Consider the following 23,108-nt stretch of genomic DNA (forward strand, 5'->3'; position numbering starts at 1 on the left):
CCCTTCCCGAACTCAGAAGTGAAACGTCTCTGCGCCGATGGTAGTGTGGGAGGTCCCATGTGAGAGTAGGTCATCGCCAAGCTTATATCCTAAAAAACCGCTGATTCCAGAAGGAACGGCGGTTTTTTTTTGCCTGAAATACATCCATATTAACCTTGGTAAGCTTCTTCTCGCTGAGTTTTAAGAAGAAGGGGGGCTATTGGTGTATTCAGGTATTTATATATGCCAAAGCCTCGTTGGTTAACGCCAACGGGGCTTTTTTATTGGCTGCTATTTTTTGCCCTTATTACTAAGTTTTTCTTGTTTTCTCTAAGCGCATCTTTTAGATTGATGCTCATAATTTAAGGAGTAAATATGATTTTGGCAAAAGGTTCAGATAGTAGTCTGATTAAAACAATTTCGAAGTTTCCATGGATGCTACTGGTTATTGCTTTTTTGGTAGCAGCAGACCAGCTTGATATTTCTTTAGATAATACGATTTATGGTTATGTGTTTATCACCATGGCAATTATCATCTTGTTTGTCGAGATGATGAAGTCAGTGGACATTACTTCTTTTGGTTTTTTTATGGATTTATTTTGGGCGGTTTTTACGGTTATTGTTGCGACAGCTTTACTGACTTATCTGTATTTCACCCCTGAAAAGAGTATTTCATTTTTCCATTGGTTGGGGTACGGAATTATTCTGGCCGATGCTTTATTGAATCCATTTAACTCTTTCCGCTCAGCACTTCGTAACTTCGATGTAGGCTCTTAATATGTCAACTGCAGATAAAAGCCTGTTAGGCAAAGATACTCCTTATTGTGCGCAGTACGATGCTTCTTTACTGTTTCCGATTCCACGCCAGGAAAAACGAAATGAGTTAGGCATAGAAGAAAGTAGCCTGCCTTTTAGTGGCCTGGATATCTGGACAGCTTATGAGGTCTCTTGGCTAAATATGAAAGGCAAGCCGGAAGTGCGTATCGCTGAGTTCGGTTTTCAAGTGGATTCGCCAAACCTGATTGAGTCGAAGTCTTTCAAACTGTACTTAAATAGTTTTAACGGCACTCGCTTTAACTCTGAGCAGGAAGTCATAGAGTTGATGACGAAAGACCTGTCAGATGCTTCAGGTGAGATTGTCGGTATAGAATTTAAACCGCTTACTGGTCATGAACTTTTGTTTGGAGATATGCCGGGTGAGAACATCGATCACTTGGATATCGAGGTCGATAATTACCAAGTTGATGCAGCCCTTTTAAAGTGTACCAGTGAAGACGTGGTTGAAGAGACCGTTAATAGTCATTTATTGAAATCGAACTGTCTGGTAACGGCTCAACCGGATTGGGGTTCGGTAGTGATTAAATACACTGGTAAGCAGATTGATGAAGAATCCTTATTGAGATACATCATCTCCTTCCGTGAGCATAATGAGTTCCACGAGCAGTGTGTCGAGCGGATCTATACCGATATTATGAAACAGTGTGCGCCAAGCCAGTTAACGGTATATGCGCGTTACGTCCGACGTGGCGGCTTGGATATCAATCCTTACCGCTCCAACTTTGAAGACGAATTCGATATTTCTCGCACTCAGCGCCAATAATTGATGTTTTTTGTTAGCCCACAATCTTTTTCTGATGAATTTGTGGGCATTCCTGCCTTACTGATTCGTGGCAAACTTGTTGCCTACCTTCTTCTAAACCGATTTTAGCCCTAAGCAATTTTCTTTCTCTATTTGAAATTTAATTGGATTAGGTATGGTTGAAATTGCATTTATCGGCTTTCTGGCCGCTTTCTTTTTAATTGGTGTTTCGAGTTATTATTTTAGCCAAGGCACTACGGCAGATTATCTTGTAGCGGGTAAAAGCGTCTCGGCGCCTCTAATAGGCCTCTCTGCTGTTGCAACGAACAATAGCGGCTTTATGTTTATTGGAATGATTGGCGCTACATACAGTATGGGGTTGTCATCTATTTGGCTAATGATTGGTTGGATTGTTGGTGATTTTCTTGTGCAGCGCACGGCGGTGGTGAAAATCAATCAGGTTGGGGCGAGTAATAAGGTTCATTCTTTTGGTGGTCTGCTGTCTCACTGGATTAGTAGTAACCAATCAAGCTCTGATAGCACTCATCGGTTACGGCAGTTTATCGGCATCCTTACTTTATTGTTTTTGACTGTCTACGCGGCCGCGCAACTTAAAGCCGGCACCAAAGCGACAGAGGTGGTCTTGGGTTGGGATGCGTCCAGTGGAATCTTAATCGCTGCGCTCATCATTTTTGTCTATAGTTTGGTGGGTGGCTTAAGAGCCTCTATCTGGACCGATGTGGCGCAGTCATTAGTTATGTTGCTAGGGATGATGTTAATTGTCTTCTATGGGTGGCAGTCGATAAGCGAATCCGGTGCTTTTTGGCAGCAACTCAACGCCATTTCAGCAAGCTATCTGTTTTGGTTTCCGGTTGATTCAGGTATTACCGGCGCCATGCTGTTTGTAATTGGTTGGATGTTTGGTGGTATGGGTGTCATTGGTCAGCCGCATATTGTTATTCGCTTTATTACTCTGTCTCCAAATAGCAGTGTCACCAAGATGCAGGTTTATTACTATTTTTGGTTTACCTTGTTTTATGGAATGACCATTATCTCCGGATTAATCAGTCGCATTCTATTGCCGGAAATTGGCGACTTTGATGCAGAGTTGGCATTACCGATGTTATCGGAAAACTTGATGCCGGAAGTGTTTGTCGGTTTGTTATTAGCAGCACTTTTTGCCGCCACCATGTCGACGGTGGATTCGTTGATTTTGGCATGTTCAGCCGCGTTGAGTCGTGACTTTACCGCCCAGCCGATTAATAAATTGTGGCTCAATAAACTTGCGACCTTAATTATCCTGACCATCGCTGTATTGATCGCCTTGTCGAATAATCAAACGGTGTTTGCATTGGTGCTGGATACTTGGGGAATGTTAGGCAGCGCTTTTGGTGCCTTGATTATATGGTTGGCAATCGGTAAAAAAGTTAGTGTGGCAGCTGCTTTCGTTGCAATCGTAACCGGAATGAGTGTCTTTGCACTGTTTACGCTAACGGGATGGTGGTCAATGGTATATGCGTTAACTTTTGGTTTTAGTGGTAGTTTTCTGAGTTTGTGGATTCTGAATAGGTTACCAAGATAAGTTCAATGGGTTCTTTGTCAGAAAGTCACTTTAGCGATTAGGTTATTGATTAAAATATGAGCAAATAACGAATAGGTGATGACTATGATTCCAGGCAATGGCAACTTTAAGAATATTGTTAAAGATACCAATATCAGTGCAGACGAAGCGCTACAGCGTTTTGACTTAAATCTAGACAAGCTTTGTTCTTGTGGTATTCCTCCAGAAGAGATGGAATACAAGATGAAAGAGTTATCGACGCTTTCAGCTTGGTTGCAAGAAGCATTGGAAAAGGGTCAAACCATGCAAGACCTACAGCCACGCGCATCAAAACTGGCTAAGTTAGCGTTTGATTTAGGTTGTTGTCGTGAAGAAGTCGAAGTTCTGCTGACGATCTATCCAAAACACGGTTAAATGTTTTAAGAGCGACTTTCCGGTCGCTCTTTTTCTTTTTAAGGCTTGATTTTGATTGAGCCAATCTCACCCAAAATTTTATTAATCTTTTCTCTTTCCGGACGATGACTTCTCGGTTCGTCAAACGGGTCGCCATCACTTAACGAACCGGCGCATGTCAGGCGTAAAACATTCGGTTGTTTATCTGACTGTAGATAAAGATGGACAAAGTCCATGGTCGGTACACGATTGGAATCGTTATCGCTGTCATTAGCCATTGCTTGGCCAATAAATCCACCGGTTGCGGCGAGCATGAAGTCACTGGTTTTGGTCTGTTTTGCTGCGACCGCTTCTTCGCCGATGCGTACCGCACTGATAGTAAAGCTATCCGGCTGAATGGTTCTGCCTTGTGGGTTTAAATCGCGAGTTTCAAGGCGGCAATGTGGCTCGTAACGATCAAATCCCGAGCCGGTGATTTGACCGTGCTGAATGTAAACTCGCGCTCGTCCAGCGCCAATTGTAACGGGTTGTTGTAATACGAAACTCTCACCTTGCTGGACGTCCATCATGAATTTAGGTGGGCTCATGCTACAAGCGCTGATCGTAACCAGCGCTGCCAGACTGCTAGCCAATAAAGCGGTTTTGAAGGTTTTGGAAAATTGCGTTGGTTGCATAACAGCCTCCATTAAAATGAATGAACTAAGCCCTCTAACTTAAATAGTCCTTGTGCTAAAATATTGGATTGACTTGCGTTTTTTGATTTTGGCAAAGCCGATATTTTTCAGGGCGTAAAATTTATTATCCGCAAAATTCCATATATGGAAATGGATAAACGTCTGTATTGATGGCAAATCCATGCTGTTGCCATGATTACCAAATCAGAAACGATTTTGACCAGATGAACGAAGTAAATACTTCATTGTGAGAATCCAATGGATAAAGCCTTTTCAACTTATGATGTGATTGTTGTCGGTGGCGGACATGCCGGTACCGAAGCCGCGTTAGCCTCTGCTCGTATGGGGCAGAAGACCCTGTTGCTGACGCATAATATCGATACGCTTGGGCAGATGTCGTGTAATCCGGCGATTGGCGGTATTGGTAAAGGTCATCTGGTTAAAGAAGTGGATGCGATGGGTGGCGCAATGGCATTGGCGACCGACATGGGTGGGATTCAGTTTCGTACGCTGAATGCTTCCAAAGGGCCAGCTGTACGCGCGACACGTGCTCAAGCCGACCGTCAGCTGTATAAAGCGGCGATTCTGAAAATGTTACAGCATCAGCCGAATCTGACTCTGTTCCAACAACCGGTGGAAGATATTTTGGTTGAAGGTGAGCAAGTGACAGGTGTGGTCACTAAAATGGGTTTGCAGTTCTATTCGCAGAATGTTGTGCTGACGGCAGGAACTTTCCTCGCCGGTCGCATCCATATCGGTCTACAGAATTACCAAGGTGGTCGTGCCGGCGATGAACCAGCCAATCGCCTTGCAGAAAAACTGCGAGAACTGGATTTGCCTGTTGGGCGTTTGAAAACCGGTACGCCACCACGAATCGATGCGCGCACGGTTGATTTCTCTAGGCTGCAAGTGCAACCGGGTGATGATCCGGCTCCGGTGTTCTCTTATATGGGCAACCGCGAAATGCATCCGCAACAAGTGCCTTGCTGGATTACTTATACCAATCCGAAGACACATGAAGCGATTATGAATTCGCTTGACCAGTCGCCGATGTATTCCGATCAAGGTGAAATTGATTCGGTTGGACCACGGTACTGTCCATCGATTGAAGATAAGGTAATGCGTTTTGCCGATAAAGACCGCCATCAAGTGTTTATTGAACCGGAAGGACTGAATACTACGGAACTTTATCCAAACGGGATTTCTACCAGTCTGCCGTTCGAAGCGCAGATTCAAATCGTGCGCTCGATGGAAGGTTTGGAAAACGCGCATATTATGCGTCCGGGTTATGCGATTGAATACGATTTCTTCGATCCGCGCGGTCTAAAACCGACCTTGGAAACGCGAGCAATCAACGGTCTCTTCTTTGCCGGTCAGATTAACGGAACCACCGGTTACGAAGAAGCTGCCGCACAAGGGATGTTAGCCGGTATTAACGCCGCGCGTCGTTCACAAGAGAATGAGCAGTGGTATCCAACTCGTGATACGGCATATTTGGGTGTCTTGGTTGACGATCTAATCACTATGGGAACCAACGAGCCATACCGTATGTTTACCTCGCGTGCCGAATACCGTTTGATGTTGCGTGAAGACAATGCAGACCAGCGCCTGACGCCGGTAGCGCGTGAAATGGGCTTGATTGACGATGAGCGTTGGTCTGCATTCGAAACGAAAATGGAAGGCCGCGAACAGGAGATTCAACGTTTGAAAGAGACTTGGATTTATCCGTCGCATAAAGACGCCAAACGTGCTGAAGAATTGATGCAGCTACCATTGAGTAAAGAGCAAACTCTATATGATTTGCTAAAACGCCCGAATGTTAGCTATAACGCCATGGCTGAACTGGAAGTATTTGGTGATGCTGTGCAAGACCCGCAAGTGGTTGAGTTGGTTGAAATTGATGCCAAATATTCCGGCTATATTGCCCGCCAGATGGAACAGATTGATAAGCTGAAACGTTCTGAAAAAGTCGAGATTCCAGGTGATTTGAATCTGGACGGTATTTCAGGTTTGTCGAATGAAGTAAAACAGAAGCTACGCGACCATCGTCCGGCTAACCTGGGGATGGCGAGCCGTATCCAAGGAATTACGCCGGCGGCGGTGTCGATTCTGCTGATTGAAATTAAAAAACACCGTTCACAAAAAAGTGCCTGATAAATGAATCAAGATTCACTTTCTCATCTACAACCGCAACTTGAATCGGCTCTGGAAGCGATTGCGCTGGATCTTTCCGGGGCGCAGATCGATTCGTTAATGGCGTATTTAACACTGCTACAAAAGTGGAATAAGGTCTATAATCTTACCGCGATTCGTGATCCGCAAGAGATGTTGATCAAGCACCTTATCGACAGTTTGGCGGTCGTACCGCACATTACCAGTGAATCATTGATTGATGTCGGTTCCGGTGGCGGCCTGCCGGGTATTCCTTTAGCGATCTGTTTTCCCGATCGTCGTATTGATATGCTCGACAGTAATATCAAGAAAACCCGTTTCTTGACGCAGGCCAAAGCCGAATTAGGGCTGGTAAACAGTCAGGTTTGGCATAAGCGTGTTGAAGAATATCAGCCGGAACCATTGTATGATGCGGTGATTTCGCGCGCCTTCGCCTCTTTGGAAGATATGTTCACTTGGACTAAAGATTTGATCCCGGAAAACGGTGTCTGGTGGGCGATGAAAGCGCAAAAAGAGACCGAAGAGTTTGCTAATCTGCCGGACTATGCAGTGATTGAAGACACTATTGAGCTGCATGTTCCGGGGCTAGATGCTCAGCGTCGCCTGATTAAAGCGCTTAAAAAATCAACAACGTAACAACAAAGTAAAGATTTAAAGGACCTTGTGTGGGCAGAATCATAGCCGTTGCAAACCAGAAAGGGGGAGTGGGAAAAACCACGACCAGTGTAAATCTTGCCGCTGCGCTGGCTAAGTTGCAGAAAAAGGTATTGTTGATTGATCTGGATCCGCAAGGAAACGCTTCGGTTTCAGTTGGTGTCGATAAAGACCATGCGGAAAAAACTGTCTATGACCTGCTGATTGAAGGGGCTCCGTTCTCTGAAGTAGTCATCCATGCCGAGCAAGCGGAGTTGGATATTTTGGCGTCGAACGGCGATTTGACGGCCGCTGAAGTTGAACTTTTAGAAGAGGGTATGGGGCCGACTAAATTAGGCGATGCGCTTAAGCCAATCAAAGAGCAATATGATGTCATCCTTATTGACTGCGCCCCAAGTCTAAATATGCTAACCGTCAATGCATTGGCGGCTGCAGATGGTATTTTAGTGCCGGTGCAGTGCGAATATTTTGCACTTGAAGGCTTGTCTGCATTGATGGATACCATTGAAACAGTTCAAGCTAATCTAAATCCAAATCTACATATCGATGGTCTGTTGCGTACCATGCATGACCGTCGCAACAATCTCGCCAATGACGTTTCCAATGAATTGATGACTCACTTCGGTATGAAGGTGTTGCAGTCGATTATTCCGCGTAATGTTCGTCTGGCGGAAGCACCGAGTTACGGTGAATCGATTTTTGATTACGATAAAAACTGTCCCGGTGCTCTGGCTTATTTCGCACTGGCAAATGAATTAATGCGTAAATCGCTAATTTGATCCGAAGGAGAAGTTCTGTGGTGAAAAAACGTTCTGGAATGGGTGGCCGTGGCTTAAGTGCGATGTTGGGCGCTAAGCAGAAGTCGGAAAAGAATGTCAGTGATTTACGTATTGAAAAAATCGCGATTAGCCAGCTACAGCCAGGTCAATATCAGCCACGTCAGCAATTTGATGACGAAGCTTTGTCAGAACTTGCCGATTCCATCAAAGTTCAGGGTGTGGTTCAGCCGATTGTAGTGCGTCCATTGCAAGATGATCAATATGAAATCATTGCCGGTGAACGTCGTTGGCGTGCTTCGAAACTTGCTGGTTTGGAAACGGTTCCGGTCGTGATTCGCCAAGCCGATGGGCAGGCGACCTTAGCGATGGCGCTAATTGAAAACATTCAACGTGAAAACCTGAATCCGATTGAAACTGCAATTGGCCTTAAACGTCTGCTGGAAGAGTTTGAATTAACACAGCAAGAAGTCGCCGAAGCGGTTGGGCGTTCTCGTTCAGCAGTATCGAATTTATTGCGTTTATTGAAGTTGCCGCAAGCAATTCAAAGCGCTCTGCATGATGGTCAAATCAGTATGGGGCATGCACGTTGTGTGATCAGTATGCCTGAACCGATTCAAACCGATTTAGTAAGTAAAGCGGTGAAAAGCGGTTGGTCAGTGCGGCAAATGGAAGAAGCGGCTCAGGAAGTTCTCGTCCCGAAAGCAGCGAAGAAAGCCGTCAAAGCAGCGCAAACACCAGAGTTTGTCAGTAAGCATCAAGATAATTTGAGTAAAGCGCTAGAAGCCAAAGTACAAATCAAGCACGGCGACAAAGGGCGAGGCAAGATTGAAATCAGCTATAAAGATGAAGATGAACTGCAGCGCTTATATCAATTGATTGCGCAAAATTCCTGAACAGTTATAAGAAAACTTAATACGTTGTCATTTAATTGTCTTAAAAATATTTAATCGCTAGATATAGTGTTTTTGTGGATAAATTTTCACTATCAGTTGTTGTCCATTGCCAGCCGTTTGTGAAGGGAAATAAAAGCCATAGATAAACTATTCAAAAAAAGCTTAAAAATCAGCCCGCTACGGCTAGCTTTTGGCGCCATAAAACATTATCATGTGCCGTCGTTTAGGTATATAAAGATGACCTGAATCAACGGTTTTAAAAGGTAAAGAAAGTGAGCGACACGCCAAATTCCCAGAACAACGAGCAGCAGAATAAAGCTCCTGGGGCAGCAGCAAACTATTTAATGCTAAGTGCGGGTTCGATCTTTACCTCAATGCTGGTAGCCGGCTTTTTGGTCGGTTATTTTTTGGACGAATTATTCGACACGCGTCCAATATTGATGCTGGCATGCGCGCTATTAGGGTTTATTGGCGGGATTCAGAAAGTTATTCTCCTTACCCAGCGCTTAGATCATTACCAACCTGAGAAAGGCAAAAATGATCAAGAATCTTGATACCGCGTACAAAGTACAAGGCATTATCGGAATTATTGTGGTTGCGTTTTATGCAACACAGGGCCATGTTATGGGCTCAGCGTATGGTTTTTTAATCGGTCTGGCTAACATTTTCATGTTGCAATTGACCTTTGCTAAAGCCAATAAACGCGCTGCTCAAGACCCAAAAGCAGGCATGCTGATTTTATATATGAGTGCAGTGATCAGATTTATTCTGCTAGCTGTGTTTTTTGTTTTAGGGCTGTCTATTCTCGATCAGAGCGAGGCGTTCCCGGTGATTATCACTTTTGTGTTAATGCAAATCGGGCAACTCTTTAATCTGAAAGGGAAAAGACGTTTGACTGACTAAGGAGTAGACCCTTGAGTGCTGAAAAAATGGGTACGGTCGAGTATATCCAACACCACTTGACCAACAATACCATCGGGGAAGGTTTCTGGACCTTCAACATGGACACTATTATTGTCAGCTTTTTACTTGGTGCGCTGATCGTCTTTGTGGCGGCTCGTCTAGGTAAACAGCTTGAAACCGGAACCCCAGGTGGCTTCCAGAACTTTGTAGAATCGATTCTTGATTTCGTTGCTACTAACGTTCGTGATGCGTTCCCTGGCCACAATCCACTTATCGCTCCATTAGCATTGACCATCTTTATTTGGGTTTGGTTGATGAACTTCATGGACTTGATTCCGGTTGATCTACTTCCTTGGTTGTTCCAGTTAATTACTGGTGATTCTCACGCTTACTTGAAAGTGGTTCCTACCACTGATTTGAACACCACCTTAGCGATGGCGTTCACTGTATTTGCGTTGATCCTTTACTACAACATCAAAATTAAAGGTGTTTGGGGCTTCACTAAGGTGTTCCTATTCCACCCATTTGGTAAATTCTTCGTGCCGTTTAACATTGTTATGACGCTAATCGAAGAAGTTTCTAAACCTCTATCTCTTGCTCTGCGTTTGTTCGGTAACATGTTCGCAGGGGAATTGGTATTCCTTCTGATCGCTTTGATCGGTGGAACTCTAGCAGTGGGTGCCGCTGCCCTATTCTGGGCGCCACTACAAGTGTTGCTTGATTTAGGTTGGTTGATTTTCCACTTGTTGGTAATCACGCTACAAGCATTCATCTTTATGGTGCTCACAATTGTTTACCTAGGTATGGCACACGACGAAGGTCACTAATTACCTAAGTAAGCAATAAGAAGTCAGGTGATCGTCTTCGGAGGGTCACCAAAAAGGGTTTAAGCGCACCTACTTGAGTTTTCGAATGAATACCTAAGTAAAAAGCTTTTTTTAACTTTAACTTTTCTAACTTTAAATATTTGGAGAAAAACGATGGAAGTAACTGCTACTATGATCGCTGATATCTACGCTGCAACTGCTATTGGTGTAGGCGTAATCCTAGCTGCTGCTGGTCTAGGTTCTGCTATTGGTTGGGGTCTAATCTGTTCTAAGACTCTTGAGGGCATCGCTCGTCAACCAGAAATGCGTCCTGCTTTGATGACTAACATGTTCATCTTCGCTGGTCTTATGGAATCTTTCCCATTCATTATCCTAGCTTTCGCAATGTGGTTCCTATTCGCTAACCCATTCGTTGGTGCTATGACTGCTGCAATGGGTGGTTAATCCACTGCACAGACACTGCAACTAATTAATTAAATATTTAATTACTAACGAATGGCGAGGTAACCACTGTGAGTATTAACGCAACGCTTCTCATCCAGATTATTGCATTTGTGCTATTGATCTGGTTTGTGAACAAAGTGCTGTGGGGCCCACTTTCTAAGTTGATGGAAGAGCGTCAGAAGAAAATCGCTGATGGTCTTTCTGCTGCTGAGAAAGGTAAGCATGAGTTAGAGCTAGCTGAACAAAAAGCTAAAGAAGTCCTAAAAGACGCTAAAGCTCAAGCTCAGAACGTACTAAGTCAAGCTGAAAAGCGTGGTTCTGAAATCGTAGAAGATGCGAAAGTAAAAGCCACTGAAGAAGCTGACCGTATTAAAGCTTCCGCCCAAGCAGAAATAGAGCAAGAAGTAAGTCGTGCAAGAGAGCAATTACGCAAAGAAGTTGCAACAATTGCTGTATCTGGTGCAGAGAAAATTTTAACTAAAGAAGTTAATGCTGCTGCGCATAGCGACATGCTAGACGCCCTAGTAAAACAAATCTAAGGGTAACTCTATGGCAGAATTAATGAAAATCGCAAGACCTTACGCTGAAGCGGTTTTTGCTCTTGGTAAAGAAGAGCAAAGCCTTGCAGCTTGGTCAGAACAACTAGCAAACCTAGGAGTAATTACTTCTGACGCAGCAATGCAAGGTATGTTGGCTGATCCAGCACGTTCATCTGCAGAAATGATTTCTGTATATGAAGCAGTTATGGGTGACAATCTGACTAGCCAAGGCAAGCAATTGTTAACCGTAATGGCTGAAAACAAACGTCTTGCAGCACTGGCTGAAGTTGCTGAGCAATTTGAAGCCCTTAAAGCTGCAGATGAAAAGCGCATTCGCGCAACTGTTATTTCAGCTTTCGACGTAACGGAAGAGCAGAAGAATAAATTAAGTGCTGCTTTAAATGCTAAGTTTGATGCCGATGTAGAAATTTCATACGAAGTCGATGCTTCGTTGATTGGCGGTATTAAGATTAAAGTCGGTGACTGGGCACTAGATGGCTCAGCACTGTCACAGTTAAACAAACTTGGCGCAGCAATCGCCCAATAATGGAGAGGAACAAACATGCAATTGAATGCCTCTGAAATCAGCAGCTTAATCAAAGACCGTATTGCCGGTTTTGACGGTGCAGCTGAGTCTGGCAGCGAAGGTACAGTCGTTAGCATCGCTGATGGTATCGCACGTGTACACGGTGTGTCAGATGTAATGTATGGTGAGATGGTTCAATTTGACGAGAACACTTTCGGTATGGCGCTTAACCTTGAGCGTGATTCTATCGGTGTTGTTGTTCTTGGTGAATTCAAACACATTTCTGAAGGTGCAAAAGTTACTTGTACCGGACGTATTCTAGAAGTACCAGTTGGCCCGGAAATGATGGGTCGCGTTGTTGACGGTCTAGGCCGTGCAATCGATGGTAAAGGTTCAATCGAAACTAAAGTTACTTCACCGATCGAGCGTATCGCTCCTGGTGTAATTGACCGTAAATCGGTTGACCAACCAATGATGACTGGTATCAAGTCTATCGACTCTATGATTCCTGTAGGTCGTGGTCAGCGTGAGCTTATCATCGGTGACCGTCAGACTGGTAAAACCGCTATCGCTATCGATGCGATCATTTCGCAAAAAGACACTGGTGTTAAGTGTGTATACGTAGCGATGGGTCAAAAAGCATCTACGGTTAACAACGTTCGTCGTAAGCTAGAAGAAACTGGCGCTATGGCTAACACGGTAATCGTTGCGGCTAACGCGTCTGATCCAGCAGCACTACAATACCTAGCGGCATACGCTGGTTGTGCGATGGGTGAGTACTACCGTGACCGTGGTGAAGATGCACTGATCATCTATGATGACTTGACTAAACAAGCGCAAGCTTACCGTCAAATCTCACTACTACTTCGCCGTCCACCAGGACGTGAAGCATTCCCTGGTGATATCTTCTACCTACACTCACGTTTACTTGAGCGTGCTGCTCGTGTAAGCGCTGATTACGTAGAACGTTTCACTAACGGTGAAGTAAAAGGTAAGACTGGTTCTTTGACTGCTCTTCCAATTATCGAAACACAAGCGGGTGACGTATCTGCATTCGTACCGACTAACGTTATCTCGATCACTGACGGTCAGATCTTCCTTGAGACAGCAATGTTCTCTCAAGGTATCCGTCCTGCGGTTAACGCTGGTCTATCTGTATCACGTGTTGGTGGTGCGGCTCAGACTAAAGCGATCAAGAAACTTGGTGGTGGTATCCGTCTTGACCTAGCTCAGTACCGTGAACTTGCGGCTTTCGCACAGTTTGCTTCTGACCTAGATGCAGTGACTAAAGCACAGCTAGAGCGTGGTAAGCGCGTAACTGAGCTGATGAAGCAGAAACAATACTCTCCGCTAACTATTGCTGAAATGGCAGCATCGCTATTCGCAGCGAACGAAGGTTTCCTAGACGACGTTGAAGTTGAAAAGGTACTGGATTTCGAAGCTGGTATGCATGCTCACCTAAACTCTGCAAATGCTGATCTTGTTGCTAACATCAATGATGGTGGCAAATGGAACGACGACATCGCTGCTGAACTAAAAGCTGGCATCGAAGCGTTCAAAGCAAACGGCGTTTACTAAGAGTTAAGGAGTAGGCCATGGCAGGCGGTAGTAAAGAAATACGGGCTAAAATTAAGTCCGTAACGAATACCAAAAAAATCACCAAAGCCATGGAAATGGTTGCGGCGTCTAAAATGCGTAAAGCGCAAGCTCGCATGGAAGCGACTCAGCCATACGTCGAAAAAGTGAAGAGAGTGATTAGCCACGTAGCAGCGGCTCACCCTGAGTATAAGCATCCTTATACTCAGACTCGTGAGACGGTTAAGCGCGTAGGTCTAATCGTGGTCTCTTCTGATCGAGGTCTTTGTGGTGGTTTAAACTCAAACTTATTCCGTAAGATCTTGCCGAAGATGAAAGCTTGGCAAGAAGCCGGTGTTGAGGTTGAACTTGCCCTAGTTGGTAGCAAAGCAAAAACTTTCTTCCGTTCATACGGTGGTAACGTTGCTGCTTCGGTTGCTGACCTTGGCGATACCCCTCACATCGAGGACCTAGTGGGTACAGTTAAAGTTGTTCTTGATAAGTTCGATGCAGGTGATTTGGACGAAGTTCATATCGCATCTAACGTATTCGTTAACACGATGTCGCAAGATCCGACTGTATCTCAGCTGGTTCCTTTACAAGCTGAAGAAAAAAATGACGCTTCTCGTTGGGATTACCTATACGAGCCAGACGCAAAAGGCGCTCTGGATTTACTAATGCGTCGTTATGTTGAAGCAACCGTTTTCGGTGCTGTTGTTGAAAATGCAGCATGTGAGCAAGGTGCTCGTATGATTGCAATGAAGAACGCAACCGACAACGCTGGCGAAATGATCAATGAATTGAAGCTGTCTTACAACAAGGCGCGTCAAGCGGCGATCACAGCTGAAATTTCAGAAATCGTTGCTGGTACAGCAGCTGTATAAGTTTGAAAGTTTCAATAAAAGGTTAAAGATTATGAGTGGAAAAATAGTACAAGTAATCGGCGCAGTTGTTGACGTCGAATTCAAAGGTGCTGATTTACCAAATATCTATGACGCGTTGATTGTTGATGAGACTGGTCTAACGATCGAAACTCAACAGCAGATCGGTGATAACACTGTTCGCGGTATCGCGATGGGTTCATCTGACGGTCTTAAGCGTGGCATGTCTGTTAAAAATACTGGTGAAGCGATTGCAGTACCAGTAGGTAAAGCAACACTAGGTCGTATCTTCGACGTTCTTGGTAACGCGATCGATATGGCTGGTCCTGTAGAAGCTGAGCAAAAAATGGTTATTCACCGTGAAGCGCCAGCATTTGATGAGCTAGCAGCTTCTCAAGATCTACTAGAAACAGGTGTTAAAGTTATCGACCTTATCTGTCCTTTCGCGAAAGGTGGTAAAGTTGGTCTATTCGGTGGTGCCGGTGTTGGTAAAACCGTTAACATGATGGAGCTTATCCGTAACATCGCTATCGAGCACAGTGGTTACTCTGTATTCGCTGGTGTTGGTGAGCGTACTCGTGAAGGTAACGACTTCTACTACGAGATGGAAGAGTCAGACGTACTTGACAAAGTTGCCCTAGTATATGGTCAGATGAATGAGCCACCAGGTAACCGTCTACGTGTTGCACTGACTGGTCTAACAATGGCTGAGTACTTCCGTGACGAAGGTCGTGATGTTCTATTCTTCGTAGATAACATCTACCGTTATACTCTAGCTGGTACTGAGGTATCTGCACTTCTAGGTCGTCTACCGTCTGCGGTAGGTTACCAGCCTAACCTAGCTGAAGAGATGGGTCAGGTTCAGGAGCGTATCACTTCAACTAAGACTGGTTCTATCACGTCTATCCAAGCAGTATATGTACCTGCGGATGACTTGACTGACCCGGCTCCTGCTACTACGTTCGCTCACTTGGACGCGACTGTTGTACTTAACCGTGGTATCGCAGAGCAAGGTATCTACCCTGCAATCGATCCTCTGGATTCAACTTCACGTCAGCTAGACCCACAGGTTGTTGGTCAAGAGCACTACGACGTAGCTCGTAACGTTCAGCAAACGCTACAACGTTATAAAGAGTTGAAAGACATCATCGCAATCCTAGGTATGGATGAGCTATCTGAAGAAGACCGTAACCTTGTTGCGCGTGCTCGTAAGATGCAACGTTTCTTCTCTCAGCCTTACTTCGTAGCGAAAGTTTTCACTGGTGAAGATGGTCGTTATGTTCCACTGAAAGAAACTATCCGTGGATTCAAAATGATCGCTTCTGGTGAGCTAGACGACGTTCCTGAAAAAGCGTTTATGTACGCTGGGGACATCGACGAAGTTCTAGAGAAAGCGAAGAAATATCAAGGGTAATAAATTATGGCAGTCTCAATGCAAGTAGATGTTGTTAGTGCAGAAGGTTCAATCTTCTCTGGTAAAGCAGAGCAGGTCTTCGCACAGGCTGCCGATGGTGAAGTAGGTATCCTACCTCACCATACCCAGTTTTTAAGCTCGCTAAAACCGGGCGCAGTTCGCGTTATTTCTGGTGACGAAGAAGGTATCTTCTACGTTAACGGCGGCATTATCGAAATCCAACCAAGCGTTGTGACTATCCTTGCGGATACAGCACTACGTGCGGCGGATATCGACGAAGCCCAAGCAGCAGAAGCAAAACGTGCAGCTGAAGAAGCGATGGCTAATGCAAAATCTGAAACCGACATTGCTCGTGCTCAGATTGAATTAGCTGAAGCAGTAGGTCAGATTCAAGCACTTACCAAGTTGCGTGATCGCCTACAAAAGACTGGGATGGCATAATAGTTACCCCTGTATAAAAAGCGGAGTTTATACTCCGCTTTTTTTATGTCTACAATTTATTGACGCGACTTGTTTGCAATCTCTTTGTCGATGACGTGTCGTGTAGACTTCTACACTCACTTTCATCTCCTCGACCTTGCTAAACAATTCATCGTCACTAAAATGTGACATGTTAGTTTTATTAGATAAGCTCTCTTTGGTAGAGGTTTTATTTAATAAGACTACTGATTTTAGAAGTTAAATTTTATTTGGAATCTCCTATGGCATTAAAAGTCGTTATTTTGGCTGCGGGTAAGGGTACTCGTATGCGTTCGTCGCTTCCTAAGGTTTTGCAGCCGTTGGCGGGTCAGCCGTTATTGCAGCATGTAGTGAATACAGCGCATCAGTTGTCTGCTGAGCAGGTGTTGACAGTAGTCGGTCATCAATCGCATTTGGTAGAAGAAGCGATGGCTGAGCAGAATATCGATTTTGTGGCGCAGACCGAGCAATTGGGTACTGGTCATGCGGTGCAAATGGCGGTGCCGGAAATTGCTGATGACGACACGGTTTTGGTTTTGTATGGGGATGTGCCGCTTACGGCTAAATCGACACTTGAAGACCTATTAGCCTTAGTCTCAGCAGAACATCCATTAGCATTACTAACCATTAATCTTGCTAACCCAACTGGTTACGGTCGAATTGTGCGTGATCAGCATTTAGCGGTACAGGCGATTGTTGAGCAGAAGGATGCTAATCCAGCACAACTAACTATTAATGAAGTGAACACAGGCATCCTTGCCGCCAAAGGTGCTCAGCTAAAAAATTGGCTGTCGCAACTGCAATCCAATAATGCCCAAGGTGAGTTTTATCTAACCGATATTATCGCTATGTGTGTCGCTGACGGTTTTGCCGTGCAAACGACTCAACCGGAAAATGAAATCGAAGTGCTGGGCGTCAATGACAAGCGTCAGCTACAAGGTTTAGAGCGTCAATTCCAGCAGTTATTGGCCGACGAATTAATGGAACAAGGCGTGACCTTGATTGATGCGTCTCGCATTGATATTCGCGGCTGTGTGCAAGTTGAACAAGATGTACAGATTGATGCCAATGTTGTGTTTGAAGGTGTAGTTAAGCTTGGCGAAAACGTCCAGATTGGTGTCAACTGTATTTTGAAAAATGTCAGCATCGCAGCAAACACCGTGATTCATCCATTTAGTCATCTTGAAGACTGTGTAGTTGGTGAGAACGTTAATATCGGTCCTTATGCACGTCTACGTCCTGGTACCGAGTTGGCGGATAATGTTCGCATCGGTAATTTCGTCGAAACCAAAAAGGCCAAAATTGGCGTTGGCTCAAAAGTAAACCACCTAAGTTATGTCGGCGACACCTTAATGGGTGAAGGTTGTAATATCGGTGCCGGTACCATCACTTGCAATTACGATGGCGTCAATAAACATCAAACAGTGATTGGCAATAATGTCTTTGTTGGCTCGGATACTCAGTTGGTTGCCCCAGTTCAAGTAGCAGACGGTGCGACGATTGGCGCCGGTTCGACGATTACCAAAGATGCCCCTGCCGAGCAGTTGACCTTGTCACGTTCGAAGCAACTAACCATTAAAAGTTGGCAAAAACCGACTAAGAAATAATTCTGTAACAATTCAGGTGTAACTTATATAGAGACTATCTTCATATTTTGAAGCTATGCATAGAATAATTAATAGGCTAAATTGAGTCTATTCTTTCTTTTAAGTTACTCTCTGAAGGATTTCACTATGCAATATATTTCCCTAAATCCTGAGTTGTGCGACTCGTTACGTGACCAAATGCAGCAAAACGGTTGGCAAATTACTCACCAAGATGTAGGTCAAACTGAACTGTGCGGCTACGGTTATATCATCAAATGGCAAAAAGACGATGCCAAAGTAATTTTGAATTACGAAGATCATCAAGGTAAGGCGCAAGCTAATCTTGAGTTATCGCCGAGCGCGCGTGCGGAAATTGACGCTTACCTACTAGCGTAAACGCCGTTAATTACCGGTTTGTGATTCTCTCGCCAAGCGGGAGGAGGCTTTTTACCCTCCTGTTCTGGAAATCTTGCTTTAAAAACAGCGATAATAACGGCTTCTAATCTAAACACTAGCAATTTTCTATGTCCGTTAAACTCCAAGCCTATCTCGACTTAACCCGTTTTAATCGCCCAATCGGAACCTATTTGGTTCTGTGGCCGACATTATGGGCTTTGTGGATTGCTGCCGAGGGTGTGCCGGATTTATGGATTCTAACGGTATTTGTGCTTGGCGCGTTTTTGATGCGTTCCGCCGGCTGTGTGATTAATGACTATGCTGACCGCCATTTTGATGGTCATATTGAACGAACTTGCTGTCGCCCTTTAGCGACTGGTGCAATTGGTGAAAAGGAAGCGCTTGGTTTCTTTACCGTGCTCTGTCTGATTGCCTTCGGGTTGGTATTGACCTTAAATAGCCTGACGGTTTTGCTTTCACTCGGTGCGGTTTTCTTGGCGGCACTCTATCCATTCATGAAACGCCATACTCACTGGCCACAAGCCTTTCTCGGCGCAGCTTTCGCTTGGGCAATCCCGATGGGATTTGCAGCAGTAACTGGCGAAGTGCCTTTGGCGGCGTGGTTGGTGTTTGCGGCGACCATGATTTGGTCACTGATTTACGATACCGCCTATGCTGTTGGCGATATGCCGGACGACTTAAAAGTTGGCATAAAATCGACGGCAATTCTATTTGGTGAAAAGATTGTCGGCTGGATCGCTTTCTTTCAACTGCTGATGTTGAGTTTGCTGATTGCAATGGGTTGGGCGTTTGAACTACAAGCGCCGTACTACATCAGTTTATTGGTTGTCGGTTGGTGGTTCGCGAGAGATTTAGAGAAAATTGCCACAAGATGTCCTAAAGACGCTTTTAAGGTGTTTTTGGACAACCATTGGGTTGGTGTTATTGTCCTAATCGGTATTATCAGCGATTTTGCGCTACGTTAATCATCCGCAGGCGCAATATAAACATTCACCGTCGCTCTAGAATAGCGTTTTTCATCGATATAATTTAGGCGAGTTTTGAGTTGAAAGCCTTTATCCCAATACTCATGAATCACGGCATTTTTCTCTTGCGGAATAAAACCGAGTTTGACGCCTTCCAGTGTTAAGACCGCTACCGCTTTATCATCAAATTCATTATCGGGTTCCGCTTGCAGATTGAGTGCTTGAAACACTTCCAACTCTTGATAGACCTGAGCAAAGTCGTAATAGCCTAAGCCAACAATATCGGTTTTTAAAATCAAATACCCCCACGGCGGATTTAATTGCGCCAATTGCTGTTTCAAATAGTCAAAATGACGTTGCGTCGGTTCGGCATTATTAAAGCCTGCAGCGTGAAACAGCCACCACTGAGAGCTGTTAGAGCGTTTGCGTAATTCTACTGTGAGCTCTCTCGGAAAGCGTTTGTCGCCGTGCCAATGGTAGAAATAGGTTTTGCCTTTCATCACCTCAGAAACATAACCGCCAACACAGTGCTGCATGTTTTGCCCTTCCTGGATAAGTTGCTTGCCGGTTGTAATCGCAGTTAAAGACGCACTGGAAATTAAAGGCGGTTCGGCAAAAACAGCATCCTTAGCAAAACGATTAACAAGCTTAGAGAGGGTCTGTTCAAGGTGGATATAACTGTGCACTTTCGATAAAGCTTTACAAGCGGTTTGTTGCACTTTGCCTTCCGCTTCCAATATCAAAGGCGGAATCATTTGTTCTATCCTGCTTTCATCCAAATGCGCCACGGCGTTCCAAATCGAGCCGATCCACAGCCATTTCGGCAGTTTTAAAAGCTTATCCAAGCTGTGCAGATTTACGTGCTCAGCCTCTTTTAAAGCCTGCTTAAATTGCGGCTCCTCGGACAAATTCCAAAGAAACTTTCTAGCCTCTTGCACCGACCACAACTGATTAAGTAAGGCCAATTTAGAAATGTATTTAATATCAGATTTTTTCAGCGGTACGCCGGATAAACGCATTACATACTGCAAACGCGACTGGCCGACAAAATTTAATAGCATCGCTTCTTTAATCGGCAAACTTTGTTTGGGATAGTGCGCCAGTGTCAAAAGCAATTTGAGATAAGCACCCTCATTCGCCTTGGCAAGATTGTGCACCCATTCCGCAAAATGCGCATGCAACTTCATTAAACGCAGCAGTAATAATTGCGGGAATCGTGGATCATGGCCGCTTAAACAACCAACGCTTTGCCGAAAACTGAGTGGAATTTCCTCTTTCCAAGAATCCCAATCTTCCGGTAGATAGTCTTTAATCCAAGCGGAAAACTCCCCATCAGCATTAAAAAACGAGCAAGGGTAATCAACCTCTTTGTAGGCCAACGGCGTTTGTTCCCATGAATTTTCGGTCACACGTAAATCATGTTTCCAATTCCAGACGGTGATATTGCCGGAAAGATCGGAGCCGATATCTTGTAGTTTTAAAAAAGGGTTAATTCCAGGATTAAAGACCGCCATCAGTGACCTTTAGCTGGAGATGCCTAAAATGACTAAAATCGCCGCTAAGATCGGAAACTTCTTCACAAAAGCAATCAGCAAATAACCTAGGCCGATAATAGCGGCAATGACGACAATGCCCTTAAAGGCTTCTGTATTAACTACCCAGACTACAAAACTGGTAACCGCTAAGACAGCGAAAATCACAACAAGATAAGTCCCTATGCCGGTTTTGTCGCTCGTTTTTACTGTGTTTACAAGCTCATGATAATCCGATAAATCAACAGCATTCATTGACAAATTGATCTCATGGTCGGCATATTTTTGTTTATTGCTCAACACCTCGTGCAGATATTCAAGTAGCCGATAACTGGCTTGCAGTTGTTGATAAAACAGCGCTTGCAAAGCATCTAGCAATGGCTGCCATTCTAGTTTCCCCAATTTTGGGTTTTTTAAAGCGCTGTGCATTTTACAGCCCTTGATAAACCAATCATCTAGTGCATCGAGATACTCACCATCGACTTTTTCCATGTCTGGCAAAATCTTCTCCAATACCGCCTCAAACTCCTCATTCCAGTTATCCAGATACGCTTCATAAGGGCTTAAATCATCTAGGGTTTGTACCCATAAACTCCTTGGCAAATTATCAAAAATACTCGCCTTCCAAGTAGTAAGGTGATCTGCCAAAAAACGCTGCAAACTCTGTTTCGGCATAAAATGACTGGCATTAAACTCAATTGTGATACTCATAAGTGCTCTCCACAAAAACTAAATATTCAACCTAGCCCAAGCCAAATAAAAATCGCTCCGAGCACCATTCCGGCACGAGCATTCGGGTTAGTAAAAAATGGAATCACTATCCAGTATAAAAATAAAACACCAAGGCCAAGCCAGAATAAACCAATGCTTTGATCAAGCCATAGGAAAAGTTTAAAGATCAAATAAATCAGCACGGGTGCATAAATGAAAAAGGCAAAAACTTTAGGCCAACTGATTACAAAAACCTTTTTATTGATTTCTCTATCTAATCGCTTTTGGTATTGACCCCAAGTCTCGTTTTCGCCTTTCATAACCGCTCCTGACAAAACTGCTGAAAAACCGTGTTTAAAGCAGAAATTGATGAAGTTTTTATCATATCAGGCCTAATGGCTTCAAATTCAGCGAGTTTTCGCTCAATCCAAGCATTCAAAACCGGAATGGCGTTGCCATAAGCGATTTCCGACCTCTGCGTCTTTACCCACAGCAAATGCTCGACCGCTTCTTTAACGTTCTGTTCTGGTAAGCAAGCGTCGACCAGTTCCGAAAAACGCATCGGAATCGGCTTGGCAAACTGCAAAATCCACTCAATCGCTAACAGAGGGCGTAAGACGTACAGATATTTTTTTAAACGTACCTGCTCACCTTTAAGGTATTCACGATAATTTCCTTTGGCCATGTGCAGATAGTGGTAGAACGTTTTTTGCGCTGAAAAATAGACTGGCATAAGTTCACGCATTGCGCGCACAAAATCATCATCTTGGCGATAAACAATAGGCGAGCTTAACCACTCCAATAGCACAGGGTTTGATTTGTAGAATAAATTCAGTGCTTTCTTTAAATCCCAACCGTTAATGTCTAAAAGATTATCAATCGGCAACTCAATGACATCTCTCTGTCGTTCGGCATCTAACTGCAAATACCAATCGCGCGGATGAACATAGATAAAACGCACATCAAAATCACTGTCCGGAGATTCAAAGCCCCAAGCCCGCGAACCCGATTCACAGGCATACAAAATCTTGACCTGAAATTGCGCTTCGATTTGTGCAAGTTGTTGATGAATAGTGGCTTTCATTGGCTGATACGGGATAAAAGCTTATGCTGCAACACTATCCAAATAGAGTGTTTCGGGGGCGATATCAATCTCATTAGGCCAGCACAAAGTGCCATACTCAATCTTGGCTTGTTTGAAGTAGTGATAATCCTTTAGTACTTCAAATGGCTTTTCATTAAAAATGGTTGCGCAGTCAAAAATTTTTTGCTCATTATTTTCAAAAGTTAATTTAAGTTTATAGTCCTCTAAAAACTCAAACTCGATAATATCCAGCAACATAACGCCTCCAAAAAAGTGGATTTATTTTAAAGGATCAATTTTATAAATTGGCTCACCAATAATTGCCAAATCCCAGTCTGCCATCAGTTCATCAGCGTGTATCTCAATCCATGCTTGTGTGAGACGTAACTGTTTTCTCGGCAATTCGCCTTCGATTAACTCGCCATCAGGAATAGAAATCACCGCTTTTGCATCTTGATAACGAACGTGAATATGGGGCAAATTATGTTGTTTATTATCTTTATAAAACATCATCACCACAATTCCGTAAAACATACTAATGGTTGGCATTGCTACAGCTCC

At 44.2% G+C, this 23,108-nt stretch carries 28 protein-coding genes and 1 rRNA gene; 22 read left to right on the forward strand and 7 right to left on the reverse strand.

Translation table 11 applies throughout. From position 1 onward, the window contains the following. The 5 genes from rrf to J3998_RS09200 all read left to right on the forward strand — a co-directional run. Window positions 1–82: ribosomal RNA gene (gene rrf, locus J3998_RS13550) — 5S ribosomal RNA — on the forward strand; the annotation flags it as partial. Window positions 83–354: 272 nt separating this feature from the next. Then, window positions 355–756 (forward strand): hypothetical protein, encoded by a 402-nt coding sequence (locus J3998_RS09185; protein WP_208150365.1) that lies wholly within the window; start codon window positions 355–357, stop codon window positions 754–756. Window position 757: 1 nt separating this feature from the next. After that, window positions 758–1,579 (forward strand): NADPH-dependent 7-cyano-7-deazaguanine reductase QueF, encoded by an 822-nt coding sequence (gene queF, locus J3998_RS09190; protein WP_208150366.1) that lies wholly within the window; start codon window positions 758–760, stop codon window positions 1,577–1,579. Between the two features lie 154 nt (window positions 1,580–1,733). Next, window positions 1,734–3,140: a sodium/proline symporter gene (locus J3998_RS09195; RefSeq protein ID WP_208150367.1), complete on the forward strand. Its 1,407-nt coding sequence runs from the start codon at window positions 1,734–1,736 to the stop codon at window positions 3,138–3,140. Between the two features lie 78 nt (window positions 3,141–3,218). After that, window positions 3,219–3,533 carry a hypothetical protein gene (locus J3998_RS09200; RefSeq protein ID WP_208150368.1) on the forward strand — a complete coding sequence of 105 codons (315 nt, stop codon included), beginning with the start codon at window positions 3,219–3,221 and terminating at the stop codon, window positions 3,531–3,533. A gap of 38 nt (window positions 3,534–3,571) precedes the next feature. Here the strand turns inward: J3998_RS09200 and J3998_RS09205 are convergent, their stop codons facing one another. Continuing rightward, entirely contained in the window at window positions 3,572–4,186 is a 615-nt protein-coding gene (locus J3998_RS09205) for a hypothetical protein (RefSeq protein ID WP_208150369.1), read from the reverse strand. Window positions 4,187–4,444: 258 nt separating this feature from the next. On the opposite strand from J3998_RS09205, the gene mnmG reads away from it, so the two are divergent. The 17 genes from mnmG (at window position 4,445) to ubiA (ending at window position 19,220) form a co-directional block, all read left to right on the forward strand. Continuing rightward, window positions 4,445–6,340, forward strand: coding sequence for a tRNA uridine-5-carboxymethylaminomethyl(34) synthesis enzyme MnmG (gene mnmG, locus J3998_RS09210; RefSeq protein WP_208150370.1), 1,896 nt, complete (start codon window positions 4,445–4,447; stop codon window positions 6,338–6,340). Window positions 6,341–6,343: 3 nt separating this feature from the next. After that, the gene (gene rsmG / locus J3998_RS09215; protein WP_208150371.1) at window positions 6,344–6,994 is read left to right on the forward strand and encodes a 16S rRNA (guanine(527)-N(7))-methyltransferase RsmG; all 651 of its coding nucleotides are present in this window, start codon (window positions 6,344–6,346) and stop codon (window positions 6,992–6,994) included. 29 nt (window positions 6,995–7,023) lie between these two features. Further along, window positions 7,024–7,791: an AAA family ATPase gene (locus tag J3998_RS09220; protein ID WP_208150372.1), complete on the forward strand. Its 768-nt coding sequence runs from the start codon at window positions 7,024–7,026 to the stop codon at window positions 7,789–7,791. A gap of 20 nt (window positions 7,792–7,811) precedes the next feature. After that, on the forward strand, window positions 7,812–8,684 hold the full coding sequence (locus J3998_RS09225) for a ParB/RepB/Spo0J family partition protein (protein ID WP_341829262.1): 873 nt from the start codon (window positions 7,812–7,814) through the stop codon (window positions 8,682–8,684). A 272-nt stretch (window positions 8,685–8,956) separates the two neighbouring features. Beyond that, window positions 8,957–9,238, forward strand: coding sequence for an AtpZ/AtpI family protein (locus J3998_RS13280; protein WP_208150373.1), 282 nt, complete (start codon window positions 8,957–8,959; stop codon window positions 9,236–9,238). After that, window positions 9,222–9,587 (forward strand): ATP synthase subunit I, encoded by a 366-nt coding sequence (locus J3998_RS09235; protein ID WP_208150374.1) that lies wholly within the window; start codon window positions 9,222–9,224, stop codon window positions 9,585–9,587. The genes J3998_RS13280 and J3998_RS09235 overlap by 17 nt, the downstream gene beginning before the upstream one ends. An 11-nt stretch (window positions 9,588–9,598) precedes the next feature. After that, window positions 9,599–10,414: a F0F1 ATP synthase subunit A gene (gene atpB / locus J3998_RS09240; RefSeq protein ID WP_208150375.1), complete on the forward strand. Its 816-nt coding sequence runs from the start codon at window positions 9,599–9,601 to the stop codon at window positions 10,412–10,414. Window positions 10,415–10,567: 153 nt separating this feature from the next. Continuing rightward, on the forward strand, window positions 10,568–10,858 hold the full coding sequence (gene atpE, locus J3998_RS09245) for a F0F1 ATP synthase subunit C (protein WP_208150376.1): 291 nt from the start codon (window positions 10,568–10,570) through the stop codon (window positions 10,856–10,858). Between the two features lie 68 nt (window positions 10,859–10,926). Continuing rightward, window positions 10,927–11,397: a F0F1 ATP synthase subunit B gene (locus J3998_RS09250; RefSeq protein ID WP_208150377.1), complete on the forward strand. Its 471-nt coding sequence runs from the start codon at window positions 10,927–10,929 to the stop codon at window positions 11,395–11,397. Window positions 11,398–11,407: 10 nt separating this feature from the next. Continuing rightward, window positions 11,408–11,944, forward strand: a complete 537-nt coding sequence (locus J3998_RS09255) for a F0F1 ATP synthase subunit delta (RefSeq protein WP_208150378.1) — start codon at window positions 11,408–11,410, stop codon at window positions 11,942–11,944. Between the two features lie 15 nt (window positions 11,945–11,959). Next, window positions 11,960–13,501, forward strand: a complete 1,542-nt coding sequence (gene atpA / locus J3998_RS09260; protein ID WP_208150379.1) for a F0F1 ATP synthase subunit alpha — start codon at window positions 11,960–11,962, stop codon at window positions 13,499–13,501. 17 nt (window positions 13,502–13,518) lie between these two features. Further along, complete coding sequence (atpG, locus tag J3998_RS09265) at window positions 13,519–14,382, forward strand: F0F1 ATP synthase subunit gamma (RefSeq protein WP_208150380.1); 864 nt, start codon at window positions 13,519–13,521, stop codon at window positions 14,380–14,382. Window positions 14,383–14,410: 28 nt separating this feature from the next. Further along, complete coding sequence (gene atpD / locus J3998_RS09270) at window positions 14,411–15,793, forward strand: F0F1 ATP synthase subunit beta (protein WP_208150416.1); 1,383 nt, start codon at window positions 14,411–14,413, stop codon at window positions 15,791–15,793. 6 nt (window positions 15,794–15,799) lie between these two features. After that, window positions 15,800–16,234, forward strand: coding sequence for a F0F1 ATP synthase subunit epsilon (locus tag J3998_RS09275; protein ID WP_208150381.1), 435 nt, complete (start codon window positions 15,800–15,802; stop codon window positions 16,232–16,234). Window positions 16,235–16,494: 260 nt separating this feature from the next. Next, window positions 16,495–17,859, forward strand: a complete 1,365-nt coding sequence (gene glmU / locus J3998_RS09280) for a bifunctional UDP-N-acetylglucosamine diphosphorylase/glucosamine-1-phosphate N-acetyltransferase GlmU (protein ID WP_208150382.1) — start codon at window positions 16,495–16,497, stop codon at window positions 17,857–17,859. 126 nt (window positions 17,860–17,985) lie between these two features. After that, window positions 17,986–18,234 (forward strand): hypothetical protein, encoded by a 249-nt coding sequence (locus tag J3998_RS09285; protein WP_208150383.1) that lies wholly within the window; start codon window positions 17,986–17,988, stop codon window positions 18,232–18,234. Window positions 18,235–18,362: 128 nt separating this feature from the next. After that, window positions 18,363–19,220 (forward strand): 4-hydroxybenzoate octaprenyltransferase, encoded by an 858-nt coding sequence (ubiA, locus tag J3998_RS09290; RefSeq protein ID WP_208150384.1) that lies wholly within the window; start codon window positions 18,363–18,365, stop codon window positions 19,218–19,220. On the opposite strand, the gene J3998_RS09295 is transcribed toward ubiA, so the two are convergent. From J3998_RS09295 to J3998_RS09320, 6 genes are read right to left on the reverse strand one after another with little or no spacing between them, the layout of a single operon-like run. Beyond that, window positions 19,217–20,734, reverse strand: a complete 1,518-nt coding sequence (locus tag J3998_RS09295) for an HIRAN domain-containing protein (protein ID WP_208150385.1) — start codon at window positions 20,732–20,734, stop codon at window positions 19,217–19,219. The two genes, ubiA and J3998_RS09295, sit on opposite strands and share 4 nt — an antisense overlap. A 9-nt stretch (window positions 20,735–20,743) precedes the next feature. Further along, entirely contained in the window at window positions 20,744–21,463 is a 720-nt protein-coding gene (locus J3998_RS09300; protein ID WP_208150386.1) for a hypothetical protein, read from the reverse strand. Between the two features lie 26 nt (window positions 21,464–21,489). Beyond that, a complete protein-coding gene (locus J3998_RS09305) occupies window positions 21,490–21,783 on the reverse strand; it encodes a hypothetical protein (protein ID WP_208150387.1) in 294 nt (97 codons plus the stop codon). Next, entirely contained in the window at window positions 21,780–22,547 is a 768-nt protein-coding gene (locus J3998_RS09310) for a nucleotidyltransferase domain-containing protein (protein ID WP_208150388.1), read from the reverse strand. Before J3998_RS09310 ends, J3998_RS09305 begins: the two co-directional genes overlap by 4 nt. A gap of 21 nt (window positions 22,548–22,568) precedes the next feature. Further along, entirely contained in the window at window positions 22,569–22,805 is a 237-nt protein-coding gene (locus J3998_RS09315) for a DUF2442 domain-containing protein (protein WP_208150389.1), read from the reverse strand. A 21-nt stretch (window positions 22,806–22,826) separates the two neighbouring features. Then, window positions 22,827–23,096: a DUF4160 domain-containing protein gene (locus tag J3998_RS09320; RefSeq protein ID WP_208150390.1), complete on the reverse strand. Its 270-nt coding sequence runs from the start codon at window positions 23,094–23,096 to the stop codon at window positions 22,827–22,829. Window positions 23,097–23,108: the final 12 nt, after the last annotated feature.

The sequence above is a fragment of the Thiomicrorhabdus marina genome, from assembly GCF_017571465.1.
Lineage (GTDB): Bacteria > Pseudomonadota > Gammaproteobacteria > Thiomicrospirales > Thiomicrospiraceae > Thiomicrorhabdus > Thiomicrorhabdus marina.

Coding starts and splice junctions, on each gene's coding strand:
- ubiA (WP_208150384.1), top strand. CDS start 18,363: ATGTCCGTTAAACTCCAAGCCTATCTCGACTTAACCCGTTTTAATCGC.
- J3998_RS09255 (WP_208150378.1), top strand. CDS start 11,408: ATGGCAGAATTAATGAAAATCGCAAGACCTTACGCTGAAGCGGTTTTT.
- J3998_RS09305 (WP_208150387.1), bottom strand. CDS start 21,783: ATGAAAGGCGAAAACGAGACTTGGGGTCAATACCAAAAGCGATTAGAT.
- rsmG (WP_208150371.1), top strand. CDS start 6,344: ATGAATCAAGATTCACTTTCTCATCTACAACCGCAACTTGAATCGGCT.
- J3998_RS09285 (WP_208150383.1), top strand. CDS start 17,986: ATGCAATATATTTCCCTAAATCCTGAGTTGTGCGACTCGTTACGTGAC.
- J3998_RS09185 (WP_208150365.1), top strand. CDS start 355: ATGATTTTGGCAAAAGGTTCAGATAGTAGTCTGATTAAAACAATTTCG.
- J3998_RS09200 (WP_208150368.1), top strand. CDS start 3,219: ATGACTATGATTCCAGGCAATGGCAACTTTAAGAATATTGTTAAAGAT.
- atpE (WP_208150376.1), top strand. CDS start 10,568: ATGGAAGTAACTGCTACTATGATCGCTGATATCTACGCTGCAACTGCT.
- J3998_RS09310 (WP_208150388.1), bottom strand. CDS start 22,547: ATGAAAGCCACTATTCATCAACAACTTGCACAAATCGAAGCGCAATTT.
- J3998_RS09315 (WP_208150389.1), bottom strand. CDS start 22,805: ATGTTGCTGGATATTATCGAGTTTGAGTTTTTAGAGGACTATAAACTT.
- J3998_RS09235 (WP_208150374.1), top strand. CDS start 9,222: ATGATCAAGAATCTTGATACCGCGTACAAAGTACAAGGCATTATCGGA.
- J3998_RS09295 (WP_208150385.1), bottom strand. CDS start 20,734: ATGGCGGTCTTTAATCCTGGAATTAACCCTTTTTTAAAACTACAAGAT.
- J3998_RS09205 (WP_208150369.1), bottom strand. CDS start 4,186: ATGCAACCAACGCAATTTTCCAAAACCTTCAAAACCGCTTTATTGGCT.
- queF (WP_208150366.1), top strand. CDS start 758: ATGTCAACTGCAGATAAAAGCCTGTTAGGCAAAGATACTCCTTATTGT.
- J3998_RS09320 (WP_208150390.1), bottom strand. CDS start 23,096: ATGCCAACCATTAGTATGTTTTACGGAATTGTGGTGATGATGTTTTAT.
- J3998_RS09300 (WP_208150386.1), bottom strand. CDS start 21,463: ATGAGTATCACAATTGAGTTTAATGCCAGTCATTTTATGCCGAAACAG.
- mnmG (WP_208150370.1), top strand. CDS start 4,445: ATGGATAAAGCCTTTTCAACTTATGATGTGATTGTTGTCGGTGGCGGA.
- glmU (WP_208150382.1), top strand. CDS start 16,495: ATGGCATTAAAAGTCGTTATTTTGGCTGCGGGTAAGGGTACTCGTATG.
- J3998_RS09195 (WP_208150367.1), top strand. CDS start 1,734: ATGGTTGAAATTGCATTTATCGGCTTTCTGGCCGCTTTCTTTTTAATT.
- atpG (WP_208150380.1), top strand. CDS start 13,519: ATGGCAGGCGGTAGTAAAGAAATACGGGCTAAAATTAAGTCCGTAACG.
- J3998_RS09275 (WP_208150381.1), top strand. CDS start 15,800: ATGGCAGTCTCAATGCAAGTAGATGTTGTTAGTGCAGAAGGTTCAATC.
- atpA (WP_208150379.1), top strand. CDS start 11,960: ATGCAATTGAATGCCTCTGAAATCAGCAGCTTAATCAAAGACCGTATT.